Source organism: Roseovarius sp. Pro17 (genome assembly GCF_035599575.1).
Taxonomy (GTDB): Bacteria; Pseudomonadota; Alphaproteobacteria; order Rhodobacterales; family Rhodobacteraceae; genus Roseovarius.
The window spans coordinates 3,486,322-3,511,735 of record NZ_CP141179.1; the positions used below are offsets into that span (position 1 = coordinate 3,486,322).

The window sequence follows — 25,414 nt, forward strand, 5'->3', positions numbered from 1 at the left end:
GACACCTCCGGCCCCCGCTTGGCATCTTTGAGCAGCGCACTTGCGGCGAAACCTCTGCGCGCGATGCAAACGCAACAGTCAGGACGTAGCCAAGTGCCACAAGACGGGCCAAGCATTCATGGGCAGAGTGAGGCCAGACAGAGCGAAGCCCTGCGATGGGCCATTTGCATTGCGCACATCCGCGACAGCGCGGACGAGGCGGCCTTTGCCGAACTGTTCAATCACTTTGCGCCGCGCATCAAGGGCTTCCTGATGAAATCAGGCGCCAGCGCGGCACTGGCCGAGGAATGTGCGCAGGACGTCATGGCGACGCTATGGCAAAAGGCGCATCTGTTTGATCCGTCCCGCGCCAGTGCAGCCACTTGGATTTTTACCATCGCGCGCAACCGCCGCATCGACGCGCTGCGCAAGGCGCGCCGACCCGAACCCGAGGACATCGACTGGACTCCCGAGGCGCCGCCCGATCAATCCGACGCATTGGCGCTGGAACAGGAAAGCGCGCAACTGGCGCGCGCCATCCAAGACCTTCCTGCCAAGCAGAAATCGCTCATCGAGGCCGCGTATTTCAGCGATCTCAGCCATACCCAGATTGCGGATCAAACCGGCCTGCCCCTTGGTACGATAAAATCCCGCATCCGCCTGGCGCTGGATCGCCTGCGCCACACGATGAAATGAGACAAGACATGCCAAACTCTATCGAACACCACCTGACGGACGCCCTGCTAATGGGGTATTCCGCAGCCACTCTGCCCGAGGCGTTCAGCCTGACCATCGCCACGCATGTGTCGATGTGCGACGAATGCCGCGCGCGCCTTGGCGCGTTTGACAGTATTGGCGGCGCCATGCTGGACGCGGCCGAAGCCCCGGCGATGGACCCGTCCGCAATGGCCGCGGCCCTGACGGCAGCCAAACTGCCGCCTGCCGCATCCCCGGTGCCGCGCAAACCCGGCATCCTGCCGACACCGCTACAAAGCTATGTCGGTGGCGATCTGGAGGCTGTGAAATGGCGCGCCATCAGTCATGGCGTGCGCCAGGCGATCCTGCCGACACAAGGCGGAGCGACCGCCAGATTGTTGCATATCCGGGCCGGAACCGCCGTGCCTGATCACGGCCATAACGGCACCGAATTGACGCTGGTCCTGCAAGGCGCGTTCATGGACGACGGCGCGCGTTTTGCGCGAGGCGATATCGAGATCGCGACCGAAGATCTGGATCACTCGCCCATTGCAGATATCGGCGACGATTGCATCTGTCTCGCCGCCACTGACGCGCCGCTCAGGTTTCGCGGCTGGGTGGCACGCATCGCACAACCGTTCCTGCGAATCTGAGACGTCGCTAAGCCCCCCCACTCTTGTTGCTGGAGGTATCGCTAACGGTGGGATCAAATCGCTGTTGTCACAGCACCCCGATCAGACACCGATATCCGGACCGATACACATCAGCGGCTCTTCGCTGCGCTCGACCTCATAAAGTTCGGTCAACCCCGGATCGTTCTCGAACTGCGCGATCAGTCCGCCAGCACCGCGCCGGAAACTCCAGCACTGCGGGTCAGGCTCAGTATCGTAGACAAAGCAGATCAGGCCATTGTCCTCATACCACTCGCCCTCCTGACACCGCCGGTCAAGAAAGGACCAGCGCACACGACGGTTCGCTAGGTATTGCTCGGTCCCATAGGGCGCGCCCAGGCTGCCATAGGTAAAGGTCTTGCCCTCAGTGTAGGCCTCGAACTCGTCGGCCGTCATCATGCCTTGGGCAAGAGCGGGCGAGGCAAGGAGCGTCAGGATCACGATCAGGGTGCGCATGGCGCAAACATGCCACGACGCGCCGCCGCCCGCCACAGATTTTAGCTGTCTGGCCCGGAGGCGGTCCAGCGATCGACACGGCGGTCCATCACCCTGCGCCATAGTGATGGAGCCAATGACAGTGCTGCCATCATCGGCAGCGGATAGGGCAGACACGGCATATCACCGCGCGTCAGACGCAGCGCCGGATAGGGCGTGGCGGGCGCGATGTGATGATCCGAATGGCGCGGCGCGTTCAGCGTCAGCGCAGAGGAAAAGCGATGCGGCGCATTCCACGAATGGGCTGGCCCCACAGGCTCCAACCCGCCACTTGGCAACGTGCGGCGACGCAGACCGTAATGCTGGACATAATCCGACATGAGAATCTGCATCTGCGCATAGAGGCACATCGCGATATATGCAGCGACACCCCACAACCCGGCCAGCGCAGCCGCCAGCAAAATACAGGCGATCCCGCCCAAGACATAGAGAACATAAGGGTGGCGCCACACAGGCCGCCTGGCACGGCGCAGCATGGCCGTCTCGGCGCGCAAACCGGCGACGAATCCACCCCACCCGGCCCGCATGGCAAATCGGTAGAACCCAATGCCCTTGGCCGCGCTGTTGGGGTCGCCCGAACTGCCCACATGCACATGATGCACCAGCAGATGCGCGCTGGCGTGATGCCCCACCAGCAGGCTGGTATAGACCGCCCGGCCCATGATCCGCAGCGTCCGCGCGCGCTTGTGAATCAACTCATGCGCGACCGGATGCGCGATCTGGCCAAACACCATCCCGGCGGCAATCCCTAGGCAGATCCGCTGCCCCCCTCCGAGGCCGGACTGCCCTGCGACCGCCCAGACCGCCACGGTCAGTACCACAAAATGCACCGCACCCAGCACAGCGAGCAGCCGGGGCGCGCCCGGAAATTCGGCGCTGCTGTCCACCTCGGCCGGGGCCGCCGCGATCATCCGATCCAGCGCGAAGGTTAGAACCGTCATGTAAAGCAGCGTCGCGATGGGCCAGAGACCGCCAACCGCAGCGCTGAGCAGGATCATCGCGATCGGCGCAAGGGTCGCGCAGGTAAACAGGATCATTCCGGGCGCCTCCACCTTTGGCCAATCAGGCCGGTTTCCAGCCGCAATATATGAACCCGCCGCCGCGATCACGGCAAAAAACCACAACGCCCCTCGGTCTCTTCCATATCGGCGTTAACACGATTAGATGAATGGGGCAGGCATAACACGAGGGCGGCATGGCCTTTTTCAAGAAGCTCAAGGATCGGCTGTTCAATTCCTCGTCCAAGCTGGACGAAGGGCTGGACGCGATCATGCAGGACGGCGACCTGGAGGATACCGACCCCCCCGATGTCCAGCCAACGCCGCAGCCAGATCTCCCCGCGCCCGAACCAGCGCCCGCCGAACCAGCGCCAGCCGAGCCTGCTCCCGTCGAGCCTGCTCCCTCCGAGGATGCGCCCCGCACACCTGCACGCCCGCCCCCTACGCCCGAGGAAATCCCCCCGCCGGTCAGCGAAATCTCCGCCGAGACGCCGCCCGAGATCCCCACTCAGCCAGTGCGGCCCACCGCCGCGCCGACGCCGCTGGAAATCCCGATCGAGGACATCCCGACAGCCGATCCAGACACCAACCAACGCAGCGGCCTACTGGGCCGTCTCTTTGTCCGTGGCGACATCGCCCGCGCCCCGCGCCGCGTGCTGGACGACGACATGCTTGAGCAGCTCGAAGAGCTGCTGATCACCGCAGACATGGGTGTCGAGACCGCCCTGCGCGTCACCGCCAACATGGCCGAAGGGCGCATGGGAAAACGCCTGTCGGCGCAAGAGATCAAGCAACTCCTCGCCGCCGAAATTGCCCGCATCATGGAGCCGGTGGCGCAGCCCATGCCGCTCTATCGCAGAACTCCGCAGGTCGTGCTGGTGGTCGGTGTCAACGGGTCGGGCAAAACGACGACCATCGGCAAGCTGGCCAGCCAGTTCAAGGCGGCGGGCAAATCAGTGGTTATTGCTGCCGGTGATACTTTCCGCGCTGCTGCGGTTGAGCAGTTGCAAATCTGGGGTGATCGCGCAGGCGTGCCAGTGCTGACCGCCCCCGAGGGCAGCGATCCGGCCAGCCTTGCCTGGGACGCGATGGAGCAGGCTGAACGCGACGGTGTGGACCTGTTGATGATCGACACTGCCGGGCGCCTGCAAAACCGCGCCGACCTGATGGAGGAACTGGCCAAAATCGTCCGTGTCATCCGCAAAAAGGATGAAACCGCCCCGCACAATACGCTGCTGGTGCTGGACGCCACGACCGGCCAGAACGCCCTTAGCCAGGTTGAGACGTTCCAAAAGCTGGCCGACGTGTCGGGCCTCGTGATGACGAAACTGGACGGCACCGCGCGCGGCGGTGTTCTGGTGGCGCTGGCGGACAAATTCGGCCTGCCGATCCACGCCATCGGCGTGGGCGAACAGATCGACGATCTGGCCCCCTTCGATCCCGAAGAATTCGCCGCAGCGCTGACGGGCCTCGACACCGGGTGATGCGCCTCCTGATGCGTCTCGCCATAGCACGCCGCGAGCATGTCCACGCATGAGCGACTGGCTGATCTCACTAGAAGGGACAGCGGCAGGCCATCACCTGGCCCTCGCCCTCGCCATCATGGCTGCGATTCTGCACGCCGCCTTCGGCGCGTTGCAAAAAGGGCGGCGGCACGATCCATGGCTGACCCGCGGCGCTTCCGATATCAGTTATGCGGCGATTACCGCACCCCTCGCCCTCTTCGTGGTGCCATGGCCCGAGCCCCATATGTGGCCTCTATTTGCTGGGGCGTGGGCGCTGCACACGGTCTACAAGATCCTGCAAGCGATGGCCTATTCGCGCGGTGCCTTCACTGTCGTTTATCCGGTCGTGCGCGGCACCGGGCCGCTCTTTGCGGTGATCGGTGCCTACCTGATCTTTGGCGAGACGTTCAATGTCGTGCAATGGATTGGCGTCGGCGTACTGCTCTCCGGGATCTTTGGGCTGGCGTTCTATAACCTGATGTTCCTGACCGCTGCACGTGACACCCTGCCCGCCGCGCTCATGCTGGCATTCGTGACCGGCCTGCTGGTCGCATCCTACACCACTTTTGATGCCTACGGCATCCGCGCCACCGCCGATCCATTCACCTTCCTCGCGTGGTTCTTTTTTATCGACGGGCTGACGATGCCGCTGATCGCCCTGCACCGCTGGCGCCGGATGGAGGCGCCGCCCACCCCCGGCCCACTGATGCTGCGCGGTGCCATCGGAGGCGTGTTGGCCCTGCTGTCCTTCGGCGCGATCATGCTGGCCACCCGCCTCGACAATGTCGGCGAGGCGGCGGTCCTGCGCGAAACATCCACCGTCTTTGCCGCCCTCATTGGCTGGCTGGTCCTGGGCGAAACGGTCGGCCCAAGGCGCACGGCGCTGATGTCGCTCATTGCCATCGGTGCCATCATAGTTGAAATGGGCGGGTAGCCTCCGGAGGAAGACCAAATGAGCGAACGCAAGATCAACGGCGCACTGAAAACCGCGCTTGAACTCGGCCCAATACTGGCCTTTTTCGTCGCCTATATCTGGCTCAAGGACCGCACTTTTCTGATCGCTGGCACCGAATACGAAGGCTTCATCGTGGTCACCGCAGGATTTATCCCGGTGTTCCTGATCTCAATCGCGATCCTCTGGGCGCTGACCGGCCACCTGTCGAAAATGCAGGCGATGACGGCCATCCTCATCACCGTCTTTGGCGGCCTCAGTATCTGGTTCAACGACCCCCGGTTCTTCAAGATGAAACCAACAATCATCTACCTCCTCTTCGGCGGCATCCTTGGCGTCGGTCTGCTGCAAGGTAAATCCTATCTGCAAACCGTGATGGACGCCGTCATGCCGCTGACGCACGAGGGCTGGATGATCCTCACCCGCCGCCTGACGCTGTTTTTCTTTGGCCTCGCCATTCTGAACGAAATCATCTGGCGCACCCAATCCGAGGAGACATGGGTCTATTTCAAAACCTTCGGCCTGACAGCGGCCATTTTCCTCTTCTTCATCACCCAGTCCAAAACCTTCCGCGAGCATAGCTCCGAGCCGAAGGAGTGACCGCGATTTCGTCGTTCTTCCAAATACTCTCGCCCGAGGCCGCCCCAGTTGACGCAGGCGCGCGGCAGGAGTAGATGCGACGTCGTGGCGATTTGTTACCGGATTGCGGGCCACGTTAAATAATTCGCTAAAAGGTCACGGGAAAGGCCCCCCTTTTCGCATGACCGGCACGGGGTTTTTTATGGGCACAGCCCGGAGGTCGAAACATGACAGATGACTGGAACACCCGCACCGCGATGGTGCATGGCGGCACCTGCCGCAGCCAGTGGGGCGAGCTGAGCGAGGCAATCTTCCTCACTCAAGGCTTCGTCTACGATACCGCCGAGGCCGCACAGGCCCGTTTTATCGAAACCGGTCCCGACGAATACATCTATGCCCGCTACGGCAATCCCACCGTGGCCATGTTCGAAAAACGCATCGCCCTGCTGGAGGGTGCCGAGGATGCCTTTGCCACCGCCAGCGGCATGGCCGCAGTGTCGGGCGCGCTGACCTCAATGCTGAAGGCAGGCGATCACGTCGTCGCGGCGCGCGCTCTCTTTGGCTCGTGCCTTTATGTGCTCAGCGACATTCTGGCGCGCTACGGCGTCGAGGTAACCTTTGTCGACGGCACCGATCTGGACCAGTGGCGGGATGCGATCCGACCCGACACCACCTCCGTCTTTTTCGAAACCATCGCCAACCCCACGCTGGAAGTCGTCGATATCGAAGCCGTCGCGAAACTCGCCCACGCGCAGGGTGCGCTGGTGGTGGTCGACAACGTATTCGCCACACCGGTCTTTTCCAACGCCATCGCGCAGGGCGCTGACGTGGTCGTTTATTCGGCAACGAAACATATCGACGGACAGGGCCGCGCGTTGGGAGGAATCGTCCTTGGCACGCGCGACTTTATCCGCGGCACGCTAGAGCCGTACATGAAGCATACCGGCGGCTCCATGTCGCCTTTTACAGCATGGATCATGCTCAAGGGGCTTGAGACGATAGACCTGCGCGTGCGCGCTCAGGCGGCGACGGCACTGGCGCTGACCGAGGCGCTGCAAGGCCACACCAAGCTGAAACGCGCCCTGTATCCCGGCCACACCAGCCATCCCCAGAACGATCTGGTGGTTCGTCAGATGGGCAAGGGCGGCACTGTCGTAGCCTTGGAACTGGCAGGCCAGCCCGAGGCGTTCCGCTTTCTCAACGCGCTCAAAATCGTGCTGATCTCGAACAATCTGGGCGATACGAAATCGATCATCACCCATCCCGCGACCACCACGCATCAACGCCTGCCAGAGGCGCAACGCGCCAGCCTCGGCATCACACCGGGCCTTGTGCGACTGTCGCTGGGCATAGAGGATGAGGGTGATCTGATCGCTGATATCATGCAGGCGCTGGACGCCGTTTAACCCCGAGGGAGATATCCAATGGCCGACCGTTTGACAGGGATCGTCACGCCGCTGCTAACCCCATTCAACGATGATTTCAGCCTCGCAGATGACCTTTATGTGGATCACGCGGCCACTTGCCTTGCCCAAGGGTCGCATTTCCTGTCGCCCTTTGGCACGACCAGCGAGGCGCTCAGCCATTCGGTGGCCGAACGGATGCGCGCGGTCGAACTGCTGATCGACAGTGGCGCCGCACGCGCCGATCAGCTGATGCCGGGGACCGGACTGTGCAACCTCGAGGAAACCACGGCACTTTGCCGCCATGCGGTCGAGCTGGGTTGCGTCGCCGTGATGACACTGCCGCCCTTCTATTTCGTCACAGCCAGCGATGAGGGGCTATACCGCTATTTCAGCGCCCTGATCGAGGCGGTGGGCAATGACGCGCTGACCATCTGCCTCTATCACATCCCGCAATATGCCGGCATCGGCATCTCGCCCGCCCTCGCCGCGCGCCTTAACCAGGCCTTTCCAGAGGTCGTGACCGCGCTCAAGGACAGCTCGGGCGATTGGGATAACACGCGCGCAGTGATCGAGTCCGCGCCGGGCATATCTGTCTTTCCCGGCTCTGAGGCGGCGATGCTGGACGCGATGGCGCTGGGTGGGGGCGGATGCATATCGGCTAGTTGCAATTCCAACGCAGTCGGCATTCGCAAGCTTTATGACCTTGCCCGCGCGGGCGATACGGCAGGGGCAAAGGCGCTGAGGCCGCAGATCGACGCGCACCGCGCCGCCGTGCATACTGGCGGGCTAATCCCCGGCCTCAAGGCGCTGAAGGCGCAACAGACCGGTGATGCGCGCTGGTTGAACCTGCGCCCGCCGCTGATGCCCGCGACGCCCGATCTGGCAGCGCCGCTTGCCGAAACTATCTGGCAGGGCTAAAGCGTTTCGCGACAAACTTGAATTACAACTTGTCTCGAAACGCCCACCCGATTAACAGGTTGCGCGCGTTTCGCCATATTGTTGTGAACCAAAAATAAGTCGAAACGCTTTAAGCCGCCTCAGCCGGTGTGAAAAAGGGTCGCAAACAATTTCGGATCAAGGCTCTGCGCCGCGAAGGTTTCGCCCTCGGTCAGAACGCTGACAGCGTCGTGGCTGTGCAGACTTTCCTGATGGCTGGCCACGATGCGGAAATCGCCGATGCGCCCATCGGCCAGCAGTCGCTCGCAAAACAGGCGCGCCGCATCTTCGACAAAGATGGGGTTGGCCGCGTTCAGCTCGGCAAAGGCCTGCTCGTCCTCGCGCTTGACCATCACCTGCGTCTCAGTCGGCACGGCGCTGCGGGCAATCTGGATCAGATCCTCGAACCACAGGCAATCCTCGCATGTCACCTCAATGGAAATCCGCGCGACCGAGCGCTGCGAATGGGGCGTCGCCAACTGCCCGCGCATCTGGCGCGCATGTTCGCTCAGCTCCAGCGAGCAGGGGCAGGTGGATGAATAGACATAGTCCAGATGCATAAACTTGCGCCGCACGCCATCCGTTTCAACCAGTTCCAGCGCGATGTCGTAATACTGGTATCCCTCCAGCCCCGAACGCAGGGACTGCACCTTGGCCGGATAGGAAAACCGCATCTGGATGCGCGCGTCGACCGATCCCAGATCGGCGATATAGTCATCCAGCGCCGACGCGATCACCTCAAAGCTAAAGGTCTTTTCAGCGTGCTTGTAGAAACTGCGCATGATCCGGGACATGTTGATGCCCTTCTTGTTCGCCTCAAGGTTGACCGTGCCTGTCACCGACGTCTCAAGCGTCAGATCGCCGCCATCCTTGGTGTGAAACCGGATCGGCAGGCGGAAATTCGAAATACCCACATGCTGTAACGGCTGATGAGATCCCTTGATCAGCGATGAGGGGCCATTTTGCAGATCGGGCATATTGGCGCGATGGTCCTCGTCCGCCTCAAAACCCTCGGGATAGACGCGCGACAGAGCCGGATAGTTCGACACCTCGCCACCCGGCAAGAGGCGGGCGATAGAGGGGTCCAGATCGGCCACCTCCTCAGGGGTGGCCGCGGCGGCCCAGCGCCGCAAAACGGCCAACGCACCCTGCGCATCGTCGCGGTCCGGCTGCGCCTTCATGTCGACTGTCTGGTGTGTCATTCTGCCACTCCTTGGCTCAAAGTCTGCACATATAAGTTAGGGCTGCCACCCGCAATTACCACGCCCGCCAAAGAAAACGCCCGCCACGGAAAGGGCGGGCGGGCCTGCGCATGACGGACGGGATCAGCCGTAGACGGATTCCTTGCCGAAATGCTTGGTCAGCATGTAATAGACGACCGCGCGATATTTGTTACGCTCGGATTGGCCGTAGGTCTCGAGTACCTTGTTGATCGCATCCATCAGTTGCGGGCCGTCGGCAAGGCCCAGTTTCTTGACCAAGAAGTTATTCTTGATGGTCTCAAGCTCTTCCTTCTGGCTGGCGGCGACGGTCGAGGCGTCGGCATTGTAGATTGACGGGCCACAGCCGATCGTCACCTTGGTCAGCAGCGCGATATCCGGCGTCATGCCACATTTCGCCTTCAGGTCGTCTGCATAGCGCGCGATCAAATCATCACGTTTGCCCATTAGAAATCTCCTTTTTCGCGGATGCCTTTCCGCTGTTCAATGTCCCAAGCCGCTGAACGGCTGAGCCGAAGACTATCGGGTGCGGGCCGTTTGACAATGAAAAAATCCCTGTGGCTTGGTATAGCGCAACCAAAATGCGAAAAACTCCCGGCCTTTTGAGGCCGGGAGTTGAGAGTGTTGCAGGTCGCAAGCCGGCGATCAGGTGCTGGCGGCCTCCTGCTTCTTCACTTGGTCCGTCGCGCTTTATTCTGCGGCGGGTTCTTCTTCTGTGGCAGGCTCTTCCTCAATGACGTCGGTCTCTTCGATGACCTCAGTCTCCATCGAGTCGTCGCCTTCGGTGGCACCCTCTTCGGTCATGGTAGTACCGTCGCTGGCGGATGCATCGTCGGCCATGTCGTCATCTGTCTTCATCGCGCCGTCATCGGCGGTCGACGTTGTGGCAGAAGTATCCGCGCTGGTGTCCGCACTTGCCATCAGGTCGGCCAGCGGGGTCTCATCCGGCAGGCTTTCGGCTTCGGACTCGTCGAATTCGGGCTGCTCTTTCAGCGCATCCTTCGTCGTATCCAGCTTCACCATCTGCGACTCAGCGTCAAAGGTGAACTCTTCCAGCGGCAGGGCGACTGTATATTCGCCAAGACCGAGGAAGCCGCCGATCCCGATAATGGCATCCGCACCACCGCCCGCACCGATGATATAGTCGATGTCACCGATAGTTTTGCCATTCGGCTCATAGACATTCTGGCCAACCAGATCGCCAACCGTCATCTCGCTAATTGAGGTGAACTGGGGCGCGGCAGGTGCCACGTCGGTCACGGTGGTATCAACACCGGTCGTGTCCGTCGTGCTAGTGTCCTGAGCAATTGCCCCACCTGCGATCAGTGCGGATGCGGCGGCGGTCATCATGAGAGTCTTGAGTGTCATCGTAGCTTCCTCCTTGGCAGCATGTTACGATCAGATAAGACACGCAGAACGTGTTTGGTTCCACGCCCCAGCGCCCAAAAATGTAAAACAGGTCGGCAAAACGCAAAACAGGCAGGAACCCGCCAAGAGCCCTGCCTGTTTCGGCGGAAATCCGTCGACTTTGGGTATTTAAGCGTTTCGAATCAACCCTAAGACAGGAATGGCCCGAAACGCGGCACACCGAATGGGCCTTGCTTGCAGTACGCGAAAATCTGCAACTCAGGTTTTCGCGAAACGCTCTAGTAGCGATAATGCTCGGGCTTGAACGGACCTTCGGGCGTGACGCCGATATAGGCCGCCTGCTCGGGGCTGAGCACGGTCAGTTTGACGCCGATACGGTCCAGATGCAGGCGCGCGACCTTCTCATCCAGATGCTTGGGCAGGATATAGACCTGATTTTCGTACTCGCCGCCGTTCTTCCACAGCTCGATCTGCGCTAGCACCTGATTGGTAAAGCTGGCCGACATGACAAAGCTGGGATGCCCGGTGGCATTGCCCAGATTCAATAGGCGCCCCTCGGACAGCAGGATCAGACGATTGCCCGAAGGCATCTCGATCATGTCCACTTGCTCTTTGATGTTAGTCCATTTGTGGTTCTTGAGGCTGGCGACCTGAATTTCATTGTCGAAATGGCCAATATTGCCAACGATCGCCATATCCTTCATCTCGCGCATATGCTCGATGCGGATCACGTCCTTGTTGCCGGTCGTGGTGATGAAGATGTCGGCAGTTGCCAGCACGTCCTCGAGCAAAACCACCTCAAAGCCGTCCATCGCCGCCTGAAGCGCGCAGATCGGGTCGACCTCGGTCACTTTTACGCGTGCACCGGCACCGCTGAGGGACGCAGCCGACCCTTTGCCGACGTCACCGTAGCCCAAGACGACCGCGACCTTGCCAGCCATCATCGTGTCGGTTGCGCGGCGGATACCGTCGACCAGCGATTCCTTACAGCCATACTTGTTGTCGAACTTCGACTTGGTCACTGAATCGTTCACGTTGATCGCAGGGAACGGCAGCTGACCCTTCTTGTGCAGATCATAGAGGCGGTGAACGCCTGTCGTCGTCTCCTCAGATACACCCTTGATCGCATCGCGGGTTTTGGTGAACCAGCCGGGGCTCTCTTTCATGCGCTTCTTGATCTGGGCGAATACCGCCTCTTCCTCTTCCGAGGTGGGCGTCTCAATCAGATCCGTCTCGCCCGCCTCGACGCGCGCGCCCAGTAGAACGTACAGCGTCGCATCGCCGCCATCGTCGAGGATCATGTTCGCGCCTTGTGCGAACTGGAACGACCGGTCGAGGTAGTCCCAATGCTCGGTCAGCGTCTGGCCCTTGATCGCAAATACCGGCGTGCCGCCCTCAGCAATCGCCGCTGCCGCGTGATCCTGCGTGGAAAAGATATTGCACGAGGCCCAGCGCACATCAGCGCCCAGCGCATTCAGCGTCTCGATCAGCACGGCGGTCTGGATCGTCATGTGCAGGCTGCCGACGATGCGCGCGCCCTTCAGCGGCTGCGCCTCGCCAAATTCCTCGCGCAGGGCCATCAGGCCCGGCATCTCGGTCTCGGCGATGTCCAGTTCCTTGCGGCCAAAGGCGGCCAGCTTGATGTCCTTGACGATATAATCTTGTGCCATCTGTGTCGGCTCCTAGCGAAATACGGGTTGCTGGGCAGATAACACCCGCCCACCTACGCGGCAATGCTGGAATACCGCGTCTACGAGCGCTAAGGATTACCCTGATCCAACCGGAGACCGCGACATGGCAAAACCCCGCGCCTGGCAAAAGATGCTCTCGGGCCGCAGGCTGGACCTGCTGGACCCGACGCCCGTGGATATCGAGATTTCCGATATTGCCCACGGCCTTGCCTTTGTCGCGCGCTGGAACGGTCAGACGCTGGGCGATTACGCCTATTCGGTCGCCGAACATTCGCTGCTGGTCGAACAGATCTTTCGCCGGATTGCGCCCAAGGCACCTGCGAAATGGCAACTGGCCGCACTTTTGCATGACGCGCCAGAATATGTGATCGGCGATATGATTTCGCCCGTGAAGAACGCGGTCGGACCGGGATATGACGAGTTGGACAAGAGGCTGACAGCGGCCATCCACATCCGCTTTGGCCTGCCAGCCGCAATCCCGGTGGCCATCAAGCGGCAGATCAAGAAGGCCGACAAGGTCAGCGCCTGGATGGAGGCGACTCAAATCGCGGGCTTTGATATGGGCGAGGCCGACCGCTTCTTTGGTCGCCCCGATCCTGCATTGATGGACGGGCTGACGATCCGACTGCGCGCCCCGCTGGAGGCGCGCAGCGACTACACAACGCGCACCGCCGCGTTGCTGGAGGCGATGGGATGATCACCGTGCGCCGCGCCACCCCGCTGGATGCGCCGCCGATGGCGGATCTGCTGAATGAGATCATTGCCAAGGGTGGCACCACCGCCCTCACCCGCCCCGTGACCAGCCGCGATATGGCGCAGATGGTACAGAGCGCGCCGGACCGCTCGGTCTGGAATATCGCGCTGAACCGCGAAGGCGCGTTGCGCGGCTTTCAATATATCGAACCCAGCAATCACCTGCCCCCCGAGGCGTGCAGCATTGCCACCTTCGTGCAGATCGGGCGCACAGGCCTTGGCATCGGCTCGGCGCTCTTTACCGCCACGGCCAAGGCCGCAAAGGCGCTGGGATATGTCTGGATCGATGCCGACATCCGCGCCGACAACGAGGGCGGGCTGATCTACTACCAAAGCCGCGGCTTTCGCGACTATGGTCGCCGCGAGGGCGTGCCGCTGGCCTCGGGGCAGCGCGTCGACAAGATCCTCAAGCGCTACGACATCTAAAGCGTTTTGCGCGTTACCTGAAACGCGCAACAGGCCCGCATCCCAGAAATATCGTGGGCGCCACTCATCACCGCTGCTCACCCTTGCGTGAGACGGTGTTTCGACGGGTTGGCGGGCGCGCGACGTTCCGCCATGCTGCCCTCAATTCCAAGGAGGACATGCCATGACCCAAGTCATGACGACACTGAAAACACTTCTTCTGGGCGGGCTGATCGTTGTCGGTTTTGCCGCGCAAGGCACCCGCGCACATGCGGCCGCGACCGAAACGCTGACAGTTGCCGGAGGCTGCTTCTGGTGCGTCGAAGCCGACTTTGAGGCGGTCAAAGGCGTGGGCGAGGTCGTGTCCGGCTACACCGGCGGCACGACCAAAAACCCAACATACAAGGACGTCACCCGCGGCGGCACCGGCCATTATGAGGCCGTGCAGATCATGTATGATCCCGCGCAGGTGTCGCGCCCTCAACTGCTGGCGATGTTCCTGCGTTCGATCGATGTAACCGACGCGGGTGGCCAGTTCTGCGATCGCGGCAACAGCTATCGCACGGCGATCTTTGCGAACGGCGCGGCCGCGCAGGATGCCAAACAGGCCATCGCGCAGGCTGAAAAGACGTTGGGGCAAAAGATCGTGACACCCGTCCTGCCTGCGCAAACTTTCTACAAAGCCGAGGATTACCACCAGAACTACTACAAGGGCGACGACCTGAAAATTACCCGCTTTGGCATCAAGGATCAGGCCGAGGCCTACAAACGCTACCGTAACGCCTGCGGGCGCGACACGCGCGTGCGCCAACTCTGGGGCGACGCTGCACCTTTTGCCAAGGGTCACTGAAGGTCCTGAATTCTATTGAGGGGCCGCCAAGCGCGGCCCTTTTCATGCGCGCCCCGGCTTTTTCTTGGTAAAAATGCCCAAACTACGCCCCAACCCAAATGTGCAGCGTCAGTCCGTAAATCCCACGGCCTGCCCTAGCGCCATCAGCCCGGCTTGCCATGCCTGCGCGCGCGGCACCGCCTCGGCTGTGACGCCCTGCAACAGCAGCGCAGCTGCGTAAGGCGCGGCATCGCCGATGATCCGCACCTCCTGCCCCAGCCAATAGACCCGCATCGCTGCCAGTTCGGCCCCCAGCAGGTGGCCCAACACTGCCTCGCCAGCATCTGTCAAGACCGCCGCGTTTAGTTGCACGGCCAGCCGTTCGGGCCGCGACATGGTATCGCTCAGCCCGCCCTCGTCAAAGGTAAGGTCCGTAGTGCCCAAGGCTGCAGCCAACTTGCCCGTCATCGCCCCCTGAAAGCTGACGATCTCACGCGCGCTGACATGCACCCAATGGGTAACGTCCGACTCAGGCAAAATAATGATCCCGTCCCAATCGGGCTGCGCTGCCAGCGCGCCCGCTATCAGAATGCGGGCGGCAGGTGGCAAAAGGGCGGTGGGCGACGACTGTTGAACCGCGCCCAGCACCCCGGGTGCGTCAATTAGGGTCGCTGTCGGTGGCATGCTCCGCGATGCAGCATCCAGCGTGATGAGCCGCGCACTGGCGATGCCCGACCGATCGGAAGCGTCGCCCACAGACGCAAAGTCATGTGCGCGGATGTCGCCATCCTTGACCGCGTATAGCGTGACCCGCCCGCCCTCGCCTAGCAATGCGCCCCAAGGTTCCGACATCACCCTTTGCCGGACATCTGCGCCACGACGCCGCGCATGTCGTATCCCGCATCCGCAGCGGCGGCGACGATCTTGTCCTCGGGCATCTGTCCGATCTGTGCGATGCTCCACATCATCGTGCAGCGGGTCCCGCTGCGGCAATAGGCCAGGATCGGCACGGGCATATCCTCTAGCGCAGCCTTGAAATCGACCACGTCTGCCTCGCTCAGCGCACCCGACACGATCGGCACGGACCGAAACTCCAAACCGGCCTCCTGCGCCGCGGCCTCGACGGCGGCGATACCCGGTTGGCCGGCCTCTTCGCCATCGGGTCGGTTGCACAGGATCGCGCGAAAACCGGCCTCCTTGATGGCTACCACATCGCCCGGCGCAATCTGGGGCGAGACGCTGAAAGTGTCGGAAATCTTGCGCAGGTCCATGGGGCCGCTCCTTTGGGGGTTTGCACGCCATATGGCAGCAAACAAGGTTCGGGTTCAATAACCCTCGCCCGTTGACATTCGCCGTCCCCCCGCCAAACGTGGCCCCGGCACAGCAGGGGGCAGCATGGACAAGCGTTGGGAATTCTGGATCGACCGGGGCGGTACGTTCACCGATATTGTCGCGCTGGACCCAGCCGGCGACATGCACACGCACAAGCTGCTGTCGGAAAACCCCGAGCGCTACGCAGACGCCGCCGTTCAGGGCATTGCGGACCTGATCGGCACCAATGATTTCGCCCCCGGCAGCATCGCCGCGGTCAAGATGGGCACCACAGTTGCCACCAATGCCCTGCTCGAACGCAAGGGAGAGCGCGTCCTGCTGCTGATTACGAAGGGCTTTCGTGATCTGTTGATGATCGGCTATCAGACCCGGCCCCGCCTGTTTGACCTGCATATCAAGCGGCCCGACCTGCTCTATGACGAGGTGGCCGAACTGGACGAACGGCTGGATGCCGAGGGCAATGTTATCCGCCCTTTGGATCAGGACGCCGCGCGCACCGCCCTGCAATCTGCTTATGACAACGGCATCCGCGCCGTCGCCATCGCGGGGCTGCACGCTTACCTCAACCCCGCGCACGAGGCCCGCGTGGCCGAAATCGCAAAGGACATCGGCTATACCCAGATCAGCGTCAGCCACGAGGTCAGCCGCCTCGCTAAACTGGTCGGGCGCGGCGATACGACCGTGGTCGATGCGTATCTCTCGCCCATCCTGCGCCGCTACGTGGATCGCGTCGCAGACGCGCTGGACCTCGGGACAGCGTGCGAGCGCCTCCTCTTTATGCAATCCAACGGCGGGCTGACCGAAGCGCGCCGCTTTCAGGGCAAGGACGCGATCCTGTCCGGTCCCGCTGGCGGCATCGTCGGCATGGTTCATACCGGGCAGGCGGCGGGCCATGACAAGCTGATCGGCTTTGACATGGGCGGCACCAGCACCGATGTCAGTCACTACGCGGGCGAATACGAACGCAGCTTTGAGACCGAAGTCGCAGGCGTGCGGATGCGCGCGCCCATGATGGACATACACACCGTTGCCGCGGGCGGCGGCAGCATCTGCAAATACGAGGATGGCCGCTTTCAGGTTGGCCCCGAAAGCGCGGGCGCCGATCCCGGCCCCGCCTGCTATCGTCGTGGCGGCCCCCTGACCGTGACCGACTGCAACGTCATGCTGGGCAAGCTAAACCCCAATCATTTTCCGCAAGTCTTTGGGCCGAACGGGGATCTGCCGCTGGACGCCGAAATCGTGCGTCAGAAATTCGCGGAACTTGCCGAAAAGGTAGCAAACGAGTCGGGCGATATGCCCCGCACGCCCGAGGATATGGCCCACGGGTTCCTGCGGATCGCCATCGACAACATGGCCAACGCGATCAAGAAAATCAGCGTACAGCGCGGCCATGATGTGACACGCTACACGCTGCAATGCTTTGGCGGCGCAGGCGGGCAGCACGCCTGCGGCGTGGCCGACGCCTTGGGGATGACCAAGGTGCTGGTGCATCCTTATGCTGGCGTGCTGTCGGCCTACGGCATGGGCCTCGCTCCGATCACGGCGATGAAAGAGGCGCAGATGGATATTCCGCTGGCGCACTACGATGGCGCCATGCAGACCGTCAAAAAGCTAAGCGCCGACACGCTGACCGAGGTGACAGCCCAAGGCGGCGGCGAGGCTACTGCCACCCACCGTCTGCACCTGCGCTATGACGGCTCGCACCAGACGATCCCGGTCGAGGGCAGCACCGAGGCCACCGCGCGCGAACTCTTTGAGGCGGCGCATAAACAGCGCTACGGCTTCATCTCGCCCAGCCGCGACATCATCATCGACATGGTCAGCGTCGAGGCGAACGGTACCAGCCGCGATGATGTGAACCTGACCCCGCCGGATGGCGATGGAATCCCCACCGCGCATGTCCCGATTTTCCACGACGGCGCATGGGCCGATGTCGCTATCCACGCCCGCGATACGCTGAACACCGACAGCGCTATCAAAGGCCCCGCCATCATCACCGAGTCGACCGGCACCAACGTGATCGAACCCGGCTGGAACGCGCGCGTAGACGGGCGCGCAAACCTGATCATCGAACGTCACGCAAAGCTGCGCGGCGAGGCAGCAGGCACTAAGGCGGACCCGGTCCTGCTGGAAGTGTTCAACAACCTTTTCATGTCCGTCGCTGACCAGATGGGCGCGACGCTGGCCAATACCTCGTGGTCGGTGAACATCAAGGAGCGGCTCGATTTCTCCTGTGCGATCTTTGACGCCGAGGGCGATCTGGTCGCTAACGCACCGCATGTGCCGGTGCATCTGGGATCAATGTCCGACAGCGTCAAAACGATCATGCGTCTCAATCCCGATGCCCGCCCCGGCGACGCCTATATGCTGAATTCGCCCTATAACGGCGGCACCCACCTGCCGGATGTCACGGTCATCACGCCGCTCTTTGACGGCGACATACCCGTCATGTGGCTGGGCAGCCGCGGCCACCACGCCGATATCGGCGGACGCACCCCCGGCAGCGCCCCACCCGACAGCACCCATATCGACGAAGAGGGCGTGCTGATCGACAATGTGCAACTGGTCCGCGAAGGTGATTTGCTGGAGGATGAGGCCGAGGCCGTCCTGCGCTCGGGCCGCTATCCGTGCCGGAACGTGCGCCAGAACATGGCCGACCTCAAGGCGCAGGTGGCCGCGAACGAGACCGGAAAACAGGCTCTACAAGGCGTTATAGAGACATATAAGCTGGACGTGGTGCAGGCCTATATGGGTCACGTTCAAGACAATGCCGAAGAATCCGTGCGCCGTGTCATCGACAAGCTGTCCGATGGTAAATTCACTTATCCGATGGACCACGGCGCAGTGATAGTGGTCGCGGTCACCGTGGATCGGGCCGCGCGCGAGGCAGTGATCGATTTCACCGGCACCAGCGCGCAGCACAGCGGCAATTACAACGCCCCCCGCTCAATCTGCGACGCGGTCGTGCTCTATGTCTTTCGCACCATGGTCGGTGCGGATATCCCGCTGAATCAGGGCTGCCTGAAACCTCTGCGCGTGATTGTACCGGACGGATCAATGTTGAATCCCATCTACCCGGCGGCAGTCATTTCGGGCAATACCGAGGTAAGTCAGGCGACGTGCAACGCCCTATATGGCGCGCTGGGGGTGATCGCGTGCAGTCAGGCAACGATGAACAATTTCGTCTGGGGCAACGAGGATTTTCAGAACTACGAGACGATCGCCGGCGGCACAGGTGCCGGCCCAGGTTTCAATGGCTGCGATGCGGTGCAGAGCCACATGACCAACACCCGCATGACCGACCCCGAGATCCTGGAAAAGAGATTCCCCGTGCGGCTGGAAGAGTTCGGGATCAGGGACGATTCCGGCGGAAAAGGCCGCTGGACCGGCGGCGAAGGCGTTATCCGAAGGATGCGATTTCTGGAGCCTGTCACGGTGACCACCCTGTGCTCACACCGAATTATCCCGCCCTTTGGCGTGGACGACGGAGCGCCGGGCGGGGTAGGTCATAACTGGGCCGAATTGCCGGACGGCACGCGACGCGATCTGAAGGGCTGCGACGAAATCGAATTGGCTGCAGGCAGCATCTTTGGCATGAAGACACCCGGCGGCGGCGGCTGGGGCAAAAGCTGAGCGGATATTAACCGCGCGTTAAGCAATTTCATGAAAACTGGCGTGCATGAGCGGTTATTCCCATTTTAGCGAGTCGGCCCTGCCCCTCTTTGGCGGTGATGAGGCTCCGTCAGCTATTGTCGCGTCCGGGGCACCGCAACCCTCCTATATCCGCGACCACCGCGCTCGCCTGCGAGCCCGTTTCATGCAGGGCGGCGCAGAGCCGATGCCCGATTACGAGCTACTGGAGCTGGTGCTGTTCCGCGCGATCCCGCGCCGTGACGTCAAACCGCTGGCACGCGCGTTGCTGGACCAGTTCGGCGACTTCAACGGCGTTGTATCGGCGTCCAAATCACGGCTCGAGGCGGTCAGCGGCGTCGGCGAGGCCGTCATCGTCGAACTCAAGATCATCGAGGCCGCCAGCCGGCGCCTGTCGCGCGCACGGGTCATGCAGCGGCAGGTGATCTCATCCTGGGACGCGCTGCTGGACTATTGCCACACGACGATGGCGCACCGCGATACCGAACAGTTCCGCCTCTTTTTTCTGGATACAAAAAACACGCTGATCGCTGACGAGGCGCAGGCCACCGGTACGGTCGATCACGTGCCGGTCTATCCCCGCGAAGTGGTCAAGCGCGCGCTCGAGCTGAATGCCTCGGCGCTGATCTTGGTCCACAACCACCCCTCGGGCGACCCCACCCCCAGCGAGGCAGACATCGTGATGACCCAGAAAATCAAGAACGCCGCCGAGGTCATGGGAATTACCCTGCACGACCACCTCATCATTGGAAAATCCTGTGAACTGAGCTTTCGCACCGAGGGATATCTTTAGGTCAATGGTGACCCCGATTGGATTCGAACCAACAATCTGCCCCTTAGGAGGAACTACAACTGAGTTCGGGATCGCCCGATACTACCCAATATTGTATTAAAAAATGCTCATGATTCAACTTCTTGAATTCTGCAACGGCCAATATCATCATTGATCGTCGCGGTTCACGGACGGTTCCAACCTGTCGGTAACACAGTTTGGAGAACGAAATTTATAATTAGCTTACTAAAAGAAAACTGAAGGCCACGTGTGGCGTGGAGAAGTAAAAACATACCGGGACGGAAAAGTGCCCGGTTTTCTCATCTCCGTGAATGAAACCTGCAAGTCGTACAAGTTTCACGCGAACCTCTGGCAGGACGCTATTGGTCGCAGGAAATCAATTCGCACGGTGCGGCATACTATCGCACGACGGAAACCTACTCCTTGTCCGACGCGAGAAATAACGCTTCTGAGAAGTCAGGGCAAAATCAAGCGTGGTGTCGCCCCATTTCCGCAGAAGAACAAACGCCGGGGAACCCATCCAAATGTCAACGGAGGCCCAGTTGGTTGGGCTGTTGATGAACTGATGCTGAGCTACGCGGAAGTTCTCGAACACAATCCGGTAAGGTGTGTAGTTTTTCATAAAGATAGGTCAAGCAATCGCGTTATTGCGCGGACTGAACTCTTCGATTGGTTGGGAAAAACTCCAGGATATTCCCAACCCACTCCGTCGGGAAATGCATCTGCTAAGTCTGCTTTCAGGAGTCCGGCCAGGGAACGCTATGTCCATTCAGCGAGACTGGGTAGATCTGGCAAACAGTGCGATTAGGTTTCCACCAGTGAAGCCCACTCGCTCATTCGACTTGCCCCTTTCAACGCGAATGATCGAGTGCATCAGCCGGGCTCAACTGATCAGTAATGTGCTCAACCCTAACCCAATTTGGCTCTTCCCTACGCGGCCAAGGAGAGAAAGGTCGTCCACACCAAAGTTATTAGGGAGAAAAGCATGCCCAGTGAAACGGTGCGTATTTCGTGCCACACCCACCGCAGCATGGCGCAGCATCAACTTGTCAATGCAATTAGTGCAAAATTACTCTTGGATCATGCGGGCCTAGGGATTGATGGCGTCTACATTCACAATAAACCTCTCTTCCTTCCGCTGCTCAATGACCAACAGCGGATTTCGGACGCAATGTTTCAGTTCATGGAAAATTGGGAATCTTGCGTTCCGGGCGACCGCAGGTTTCAAACCGCAGCCGCATAATTAGAGAAAACCTTGGAAGCCACTCAAAAGTGAAGCGGGCTTCTTTCTGGCCAGCACTCCGTCAAAACTCGATAATTGCTAAATTCGGCCCAAGTGACGATGGTCGGCGAATAGCGTTTTTCACGATCCGCCATGCGAGGTCCTGCTTGATCAGGTGGAAGATCGCTGAACAAAAGATCATTGTCTGACGTTGTAAGGTGCGGTTGCTCACGGGACATCCCGTTTGTTGATTATAGCTTTTCTCTGAGCGCTTCGTCAGGCGTCTTTCCATTGTGCGCGCCGTGCGGCCTGTGGAAGTTGTAGAAGCACTCCCATTCGTCGAGTTTTGCTTTGAGGCCTACATCGCCGTTGTAGCTGAGCAACTGGTAGAACTCCTGTTCATCCGACCGATGCGGCCGTTCCACTTCGCCGTTCAGCTGGGCGTACCGCGCTTGATGTAGGCGTGGCGGATGCCAAGATCCCCGACATGCCAATGGAATTTCGCCTGGACCTCATGGCCATTGTCCGCTGCCCTCTCATTGATTGCTCTGCAATCAATGAGAGGGCAATGATGCACCTACTCCTGATAGCGTTTGGTGTGGACCTTGCGCATGCGCGTTCTGCGAGGGATGCGGTTTAGCCCATAGCGGCGCAGGATGCGCAAAACTGTGGCGTCAGACAATTTGATGTCGTGATAGCGCTCCAAGTACCAGGCGATCCGCATCGGGCCGAGATGATACTTGTGCCGAATATATAACACCTTTTCTTCGCGCTCAGGCAGCGTTCCATTGGCGTGCCACTTGGGAATGGGCGGCGCGTTAATCAGGCCAGCTTCGCCGCGCGCAGCATGGGTTTCACGCCATCGATAGAAGCTGGATCAACTTATCCCAAAATGGCGGCAAGTCCTCGCGACGTGACCAATCTCCACGGCATGTCGCAGTATCCGCAACTTGCGTTGTATCTCGCGTTGATCCCTGGTCATGAACATCTCTTTCTTCCCAAACCTGGGAGGTTAAAGAAAATGTCCCGCGAGTAACGGCATATCTTCACTGTTCCATGTTCTGACCCTCGATCTCGCCGAGTTTTGCAGTTACCTGCTGAGCGGATCTTGCTATGGTTCGCATCCAATCGCTATGCTTGGCGTGAGCGCCATACTGACTTACCCAATCGTTGATCTGAAGCATCTGATCCAGATGACTGCGCCATCCATAATGTCGCTTAAGCTCAATTAGGCACGCGCGCGTCGATGTCGATACTGGTGATCAGCGCATTTCCAAGACTCTGGATGTAATTTGCCGGCGCTCTGGGAAATCGGGTCCGAGGACGGCTGCATTTAGCTGCACTTGTGGCAATTCTGGAACCCGCCCCGACTGCTTTATCTGTCGGACCAGTTCCAGATGCGCGCCAGTCTCATCCTCGACAGACAGGATTGCGAAGCCCGCTTTCCCGAATTGCTTAATGAGCGCTTCTCTCGTCTCAATATGGCTGCCATCGGGGGTCGTGGACCACGGCAAGGGATAATATGGATCTCCGGCATCCTGCGTCACTTCCGTCCAGATCAGTCTACCGCCCGGTCTTGCAAAACGCGCGCATTCGCGTAGCACCGCAAGTTTTTCAGGCAGGTTTATACCCACGCAGAAACTACAGGCGTGAAAGACTACATCGTTGCCAAAGGGCACTTCTTTGGCGTCTGCCTCAATAAATGTCAGCAGATCGTCTAATTGGCATAGCGCGCTCAACTCACGCGATATTCTCCCCCCCCCTTGGGCAGACAGCTGGTACAGATTTGGATCTGCTGCGGTTTGATGCCGCTCCTTCGATAGCACTTACTGCAACAAAGGGGATGGATTATGGGACTGAAACGGACGGACGAATTCCGCAAGGACGCGGTGCGCATTGCAGGATAGAATTGTCCTGCACGATCTTTCAATCGCGAACCTGAGAAAATTTCATCAGCGCGCGGGCTTCGGAAAACCAGTTCCCAAAGATTAACTCACCAACCAGAAAAATTTGGGCTTTTAAGAAGTCCGCTGAGAAAGAGAACTCTTAGCATCGATCACCCACAATTAGATTTTTGGCTGTTCTGTATCAGTCCAGCTCGTATTTCGACTTGTAATCTTCGGCCAAGGCGGGATCCTGGTCTTCCTTCCGCAATATTGTGTTCTCTATCACCAAAAGCTCGATATCCGTACCCATGAAGCAGCGAAAGGCGTCTTCGGGCGTACAGACAATCGGCTCGCCGCGTACGTTAAAGGATGTATTGACCACCAGCGGACATCCGGTCCTATCCTTGAAGGCAGAGATCAGCGCGTGATACCGCGGATTGGTATCGGAATGGACCGTCTGGATACGGGCGGAGTAGTCGATATGAGTGACGGCTGGAATCTGCGAGCGTATGGCATTCAGCTTGTCGATCCCGAATAGCGCTTCTTCCTCGGGTGTCATCGCGCGGCGTTTGTCCTCGCGGACCAGATCAACCAGCAGCATATAGGGGCTGTCATGATCTAGGTTGAACCAATCGGCCATATCTTCGCGTAAAACCGACGGCGCGAAAGGCCGGAAGCTTTCGCGAAACTTGACCTTGAGGTTCAGCAGCTTCTGCATCGTCGGCGAGCGCGGATCGCCGATGATTGATCGCGCCCCAAGGGCGCGTGGACCAAATTCCATTCGCCCGGTAAACCATCCGACGGCCTTTCCGTCGGCCAAGGCTTGGGCTGTCTCTTCGATGACCTTGTCGTCGTCCAGCGTTTCATAGATCCCGCTCAAGGTCTCGAGTGCTGTCTCGATCGCGGATGTATCATATTGCGGCCCCAGATAGCTCCCGCGCATGGCATCACGTTTGGACGCGTCGCGCTGGCGCGGCTTGCCCAGTTCATTATGCCACACACCATAGGCAGCGCCCACGGCCCCGCCAGCATCACCCGCCGCCGGCTGAATCCAGATGTTCTTGAAGTGCCCATCGCGGAGGATCTTGCCATTGGCAACGCAATTGAGTGCGACGCCACCAGCCATACAAAGGTTGGGAATTCCGTATTCCTGGGCCAGCGAACGAGTCATGCGCAGCATCACCTCTTCGGTAACAGCCTGAACCGATGCCGCCATATCCATGTGGAACTGTTCCAGAGGTTCCTTGTCCGGAGCCCTGGCGGGCATACCGAACAGACGCGCGAAGGCGTCATTGGTCATCGTCAGGCCGGTGGCATAGTTGAAATACTGTTGATCTAGACGGAAAGTGCCATCCGACTTAAGATCCATCAGCTTATCCAGCATCAGATCCTTGAATCTGGGCACACCATAGGGGGCAAGCCCCATCACCTTGTATTCCCCACTATTAACCTTAAAGCCGGTGTAATAGGTGATAGCGGAATAGAGCAGGCCCAGCGAATGAGGGAAATGCAACTCTTTCACGATCTCAAGATCCGAACCGCGCCCGATCGCCACAGTCGAGGTGGCCCATTCGCCCACGCCGTCCAGTGTCAGCACCACGGCCTCATCGAAGGGTGAGGGGTAAAAGGCGCTTGCCGCGTGACTGTAGTGATGCTCCGAGAACATCAACTTTGACCGAAAATCTGTCTTGGGATCAAACTTGGCGAGTTCCTTGGCAATCAAAGATTTTTGAAAAAGCTTTTCCTTAATCCAAACCGGGATGGCCTTCTGGAAAGATCTGAATCCTCGGGGCGCGTTGGCCACATAAGTTTCCAGTAGGCGCTCAAACTTCAGGAAAGGCTTGTCATAGAAGGCCACATACTGGAGATCCGACGCCGTGATGCCGCCTTCGCGCAGCACGTATTCGATAGCCTGTGCGGGGAAGCGCGGATCATGCTTGCGCCTGCTGAACCGCTCTTCTTGAGCGGCGGCCACGATCTCTCCATCCACGAGAAGCGCTGCTGCGCTGTCGTGATAGTAAGCTGAAATTCCCAGAATTGCTGACAT

24 protein-coding genes, 1 tRNA gene, 1 pseudogene and 1 riboswitch are annotated in these 25,414 nt (G+C 60.1%); of the genes and pseudogenes, 13 read left to right on the forward strand and 13 right to left on the reverse strand.

Going from position 1 to position 25,414, the window contains the following annotated elements:
- Window positions 1–63 precede the first annotated feature (63 nt).
- Window positions 64–675 carry a sigma-70 family RNA polymerase sigma factor gene (locus U3654_RS16820; protein ID WP_416384600.1) on the forward strand — a complete coding sequence of 204 codons (612 nt, stop codon included), beginning with the start codon at window positions 64–66 and terminating at the stop codon, window positions 673–675.
- An 8-nt stretch (window positions 676–683) separates the two neighbouring features.
- Complete coding sequence (locus U3654_RS16825) at window positions 684–1,328, forward strand: ChrR family anti-sigma-E factor (protein WP_324752680.1); 645 nt, start codon at window positions 684–686, stop codon at window positions 1,326–1,328.
- A gap of 81 nt (window positions 1,329–1,409) precedes the next feature.
- Here the strand turns inward: U3654_RS16825 and U3654_RS16830 are convergent, their stop codons facing one another.
- The gene (locus U3654_RS16830; protein WP_324752681.1) at window positions 1,410–1,802 is read right to left on the reverse strand and encodes a hypothetical protein; all 393 of its coding nucleotides are present in this window, start codon (window positions 1,800–1,802) and stop codon (window positions 1,410–1,412) included.
- 41 nt (window positions 1,803–1,843) lie between these two features.
- Window positions 1,844–2,878, reverse strand: a complete 1,035-nt coding sequence (locus U3654_RS16835) for an alkane 1-monooxygenase (RefSeq protein ID WP_324752682.1) — start codon at window positions 2,876–2,878, stop codon at window positions 1,844–1,846.
- Between the two features lie 158 nt (window positions 2,879–3,036).
- Here U3654_RS16835 and ftsY point away from each other — a divergent pair, with 158 nt between their 5' ends.
- From ftsY to U3654_RS16860, 5 genes are all read left to right on the forward strand, one after another.
- Window positions 3,037–4,323, forward strand: a complete 1,287-nt coding sequence (gene ftsY, locus U3654_RS16840; protein WP_324752683.1) for a signal recognition particle-docking protein FtsY — start codon at window positions 3,037–3,039, stop codon at window positions 4,321–4,323.
- 49 nt (window positions 4,324–4,372) lie between these two features.
- Window positions 4,373–5,278: an EamA family transporter gene (locus U3654_RS16845; protein WP_324752684.1), complete on the forward strand. Its 906-nt coding sequence runs from the start codon at window positions 4,373–4,375 to the stop codon at window positions 5,276–5,278.
- A gap of 18 nt (window positions 5,279–5,296) precedes the next feature.
- The gene (locus U3654_RS16850; protein WP_324752685.1) at window positions 5,297–5,896 is read left to right on the forward strand and encodes an inner membrane-spanning protein YciB; all 600 of its coding nucleotides are present in this window, start codon (window positions 5,297–5,299) and stop codon (window positions 5,894–5,896) included.
- Between the two features lie 74 nt (window positions 5,897–5,970).
- Window positions 5,971–6,047, forward strand: a riboswitch (SAM riboswitch).
- 55 nt (window positions 6,048–6,102) lie between these two features.
- Window positions 6,103–7,281 carry an O-succinylhomoserine sulfhydrylase gene (metZ, locus tag U3654_RS16855; protein WP_324752686.1) on the forward strand — a complete coding sequence of 393 codons (1,179 nt, stop codon included), beginning with the start codon at window positions 6,103–6,105 and terminating at the stop codon, window positions 7,279–7,281.
- 18 nt (window positions 7,282–7,299) lie between these two features.
- On the forward strand, window positions 7,300–8,199 hold the full coding sequence (locus U3654_RS16860; RefSeq protein WP_324752687.1) for a dihydrodipicolinate synthase family protein: 900 nt from the start codon (window positions 7,300–7,302) through the stop codon (window positions 8,197–8,199).
- Between the two features lie 119 nt (window positions 8,200–8,318).
- On the opposite strand, the gene folE2 is transcribed toward U3654_RS16860, so the two are convergent.
- The 4 genes from folE2 to ahcY form a co-directional block, all read right to left on the reverse strand.
- Window positions 8,319–9,419: a GTP cyclohydrolase FolE2 gene (folE2, locus tag U3654_RS16865; RefSeq protein WP_324752688.1), complete on the reverse strand. Its 1,101-nt coding sequence runs from the start codon at window positions 9,417–9,419 to the stop codon at window positions 8,319–8,321.
- A gap of 123 nt (window positions 9,420–9,542) precedes the next feature.
- The gene (locus tag U3654_RS16870; RefSeq protein WP_324752689.1) at window positions 9,543–9,884 is read right to left on the reverse strand and encodes a DUF2853 family protein; all 342 of its coding nucleotides are present in this window, start codon (window positions 9,882–9,884) and stop codon (window positions 9,543–9,545) included.
- 243 nt (window positions 9,885–10,127) lie between these two features.
- Entirely contained in the window at window positions 10,128–10,805 is a 678-nt protein-coding gene (locus U3654_RS16875) for a PRC-barrel domain-containing protein (RefSeq protein WP_324752690.1), read from the reverse strand.
- A gap of 278 nt (window positions 10,806–11,083) precedes the next feature.
- A complete protein-coding gene (gene ahcY / locus U3654_RS16880) occupies window positions 11,084–12,475 on the reverse strand; it encodes an adenosylhomocysteinase (protein ID WP_324752691.1) in 1,392 nt (463 codons plus the stop codon).
- Between the two features lie 124 nt (window positions 12,476–12,599).
- Between ahcY and U3654_RS16885 the strand changes: the two genes are divergently transcribed.
- The 3 genes from U3654_RS16885 (at window position 12,600) to msrA (ending at window position 14,504) form a co-directional block, all read left to right on the forward strand.
- Window positions 12,600–13,193, forward strand: coding sequence for an HD family hydrolase (locus tag U3654_RS16885; RefSeq protein ID WP_324752692.1), 594 nt, complete (start codon window positions 12,600–12,602; stop codon window positions 13,191–13,193).
- On the forward strand, window positions 13,190–13,675 hold the full coding sequence (locus U3654_RS16890) for a GNAT family N-acetyltransferase (RefSeq protein WP_324752693.1): 486 nt from the start codon (window positions 13,190–13,192) through the stop codon (window positions 13,673–13,675). Before U3654_RS16885 ends, U3654_RS16890 begins: the two co-directional genes overlap by 4 nt.
- A 163-nt stretch (window positions 13,676–13,838) precedes the next feature.
- Window positions 13,839–14,504: a peptide-methionine (S)-S-oxide reductase MsrA gene (msrA, locus tag U3654_RS16895; protein WP_324752694.1), complete on the forward strand. Its 666-nt coding sequence runs from the start codon at window positions 13,839–13,841 to the stop codon at window positions 14,502–14,504.
- A gap of 108 nt (window positions 14,505–14,612) precedes the next feature.
- On the opposite strand, the gene U3654_RS16900 is transcribed toward msrA, so the two are convergent.
- Complete coding sequence (locus U3654_RS16900) at window positions 14,613–15,335, reverse strand: 2-dehydro-3-deoxygalactonokinase (RefSeq protein WP_324752695.1); 723 nt, start codon at window positions 15,333–15,335, stop codon at window positions 14,613–14,615.
- Entirely contained in the window at window positions 15,335–15,754 is a 420-nt protein-coding gene (locus tag U3654_RS16905) for a TIGR01244 family sulfur transferase (RefSeq protein WP_324752696.1), read from the reverse strand. The genes U3654_RS16900 and U3654_RS16905 overlap by 1 nt, the downstream gene beginning before the upstream one ends.
- 124 nt (window positions 15,755–15,878) lie before the next feature.
- On the opposite strand from U3654_RS16905, the gene U3654_RS16910 reads away from it, so the two are divergent.
- Window positions 15,879–19,448 (forward strand): hydantoinase B/oxoprolinase family protein, encoded by a 3,570-nt coding sequence (locus U3654_RS16910; RefSeq protein WP_324752697.1) that lies wholly within the window; start codon window positions 15,879–15,881, stop codon window positions 19,446–19,448.
- A gap of 46 nt (window positions 19,449–19,494) precedes the next feature.
- Window positions 19,495–20,259, forward strand: coding sequence for a RadC family protein (gene radC, locus U3654_RS16915; RefSeq protein WP_324752699.1), 765 nt, complete (start codon window positions 19,495–19,497; stop codon window positions 20,257–20,259).
- Window positions 20,260–20,264: 5 nt separating this feature from the next.
- Here radC and U3654_RS16920 read toward each other — a convergent pair.
- A tRNA-Arg gene (locus tag U3654_RS16920) sits at window positions 20,265–20,332 on the reverse strand.
- Between the two features lie 912 nt (window positions 20,333–21,244).
- Between U3654_RS16920 and U3654_RS16925 the strand changes: the two genes are divergently transcribed.
- Window positions 21,245–21,502: a hypothetical protein gene (locus U3654_RS16925; protein ID WP_324752700.1), complete on the forward strand. Its 258-nt coding sequence runs from the start codon at window positions 21,245–21,247 to the stop codon at window positions 21,500–21,502.
- A gap of 61 nt (window positions 21,503–21,563) precedes the next feature.
- Here the strand turns inward: U3654_RS16925 and U3654_RS16930 are convergent, their stop codons facing one another.
- From U3654_RS16930 to U3654_RS16945, 4 genes and pseudogenes are all read right to left on the reverse strand, one after another.
- Window positions 21,564–21,773, reverse strand: a complete 210-nt coding sequence (locus U3654_RS16930) for a hypothetical protein (protein WP_324755361.1) — start codon at window positions 21,771–21,773, stop codon at window positions 21,564–21,566.
- Window positions 21,733–22,463, reverse strand: a pseudogene (locus U3654_RS16935) (integrase core domain-containing protein). Before U3654_RS16935 ends, U3654_RS16930 begins: the two are co-directional and overlap by 41 nt.
- A 280-nt stretch (window positions 22,464–22,743) precedes the next feature.
- The gene (locus tag U3654_RS16940; RefSeq protein ID WP_324752701.1) at window positions 22,744–23,220 is read right to left on the reverse strand and encodes a methyltransferase domain-containing protein; all 477 of its coding nucleotides are present in this window, start codon (window positions 23,218–23,220) and stop codon (window positions 22,744–22,746) included.
- A gap of 349 nt (window positions 23,221–23,569) precedes the next feature.
- Window positions 23,570–25,414 carry a carbamoyltransferase gene (locus U3654_RS16945; protein ID WP_324752702.1) on the reverse strand — a complete coding sequence of 615 codons (1,845 nt, stop codon included), beginning with the start codon at window positions 25,412–25,414 and terminating at the stop codon, window positions 23,570–23,572.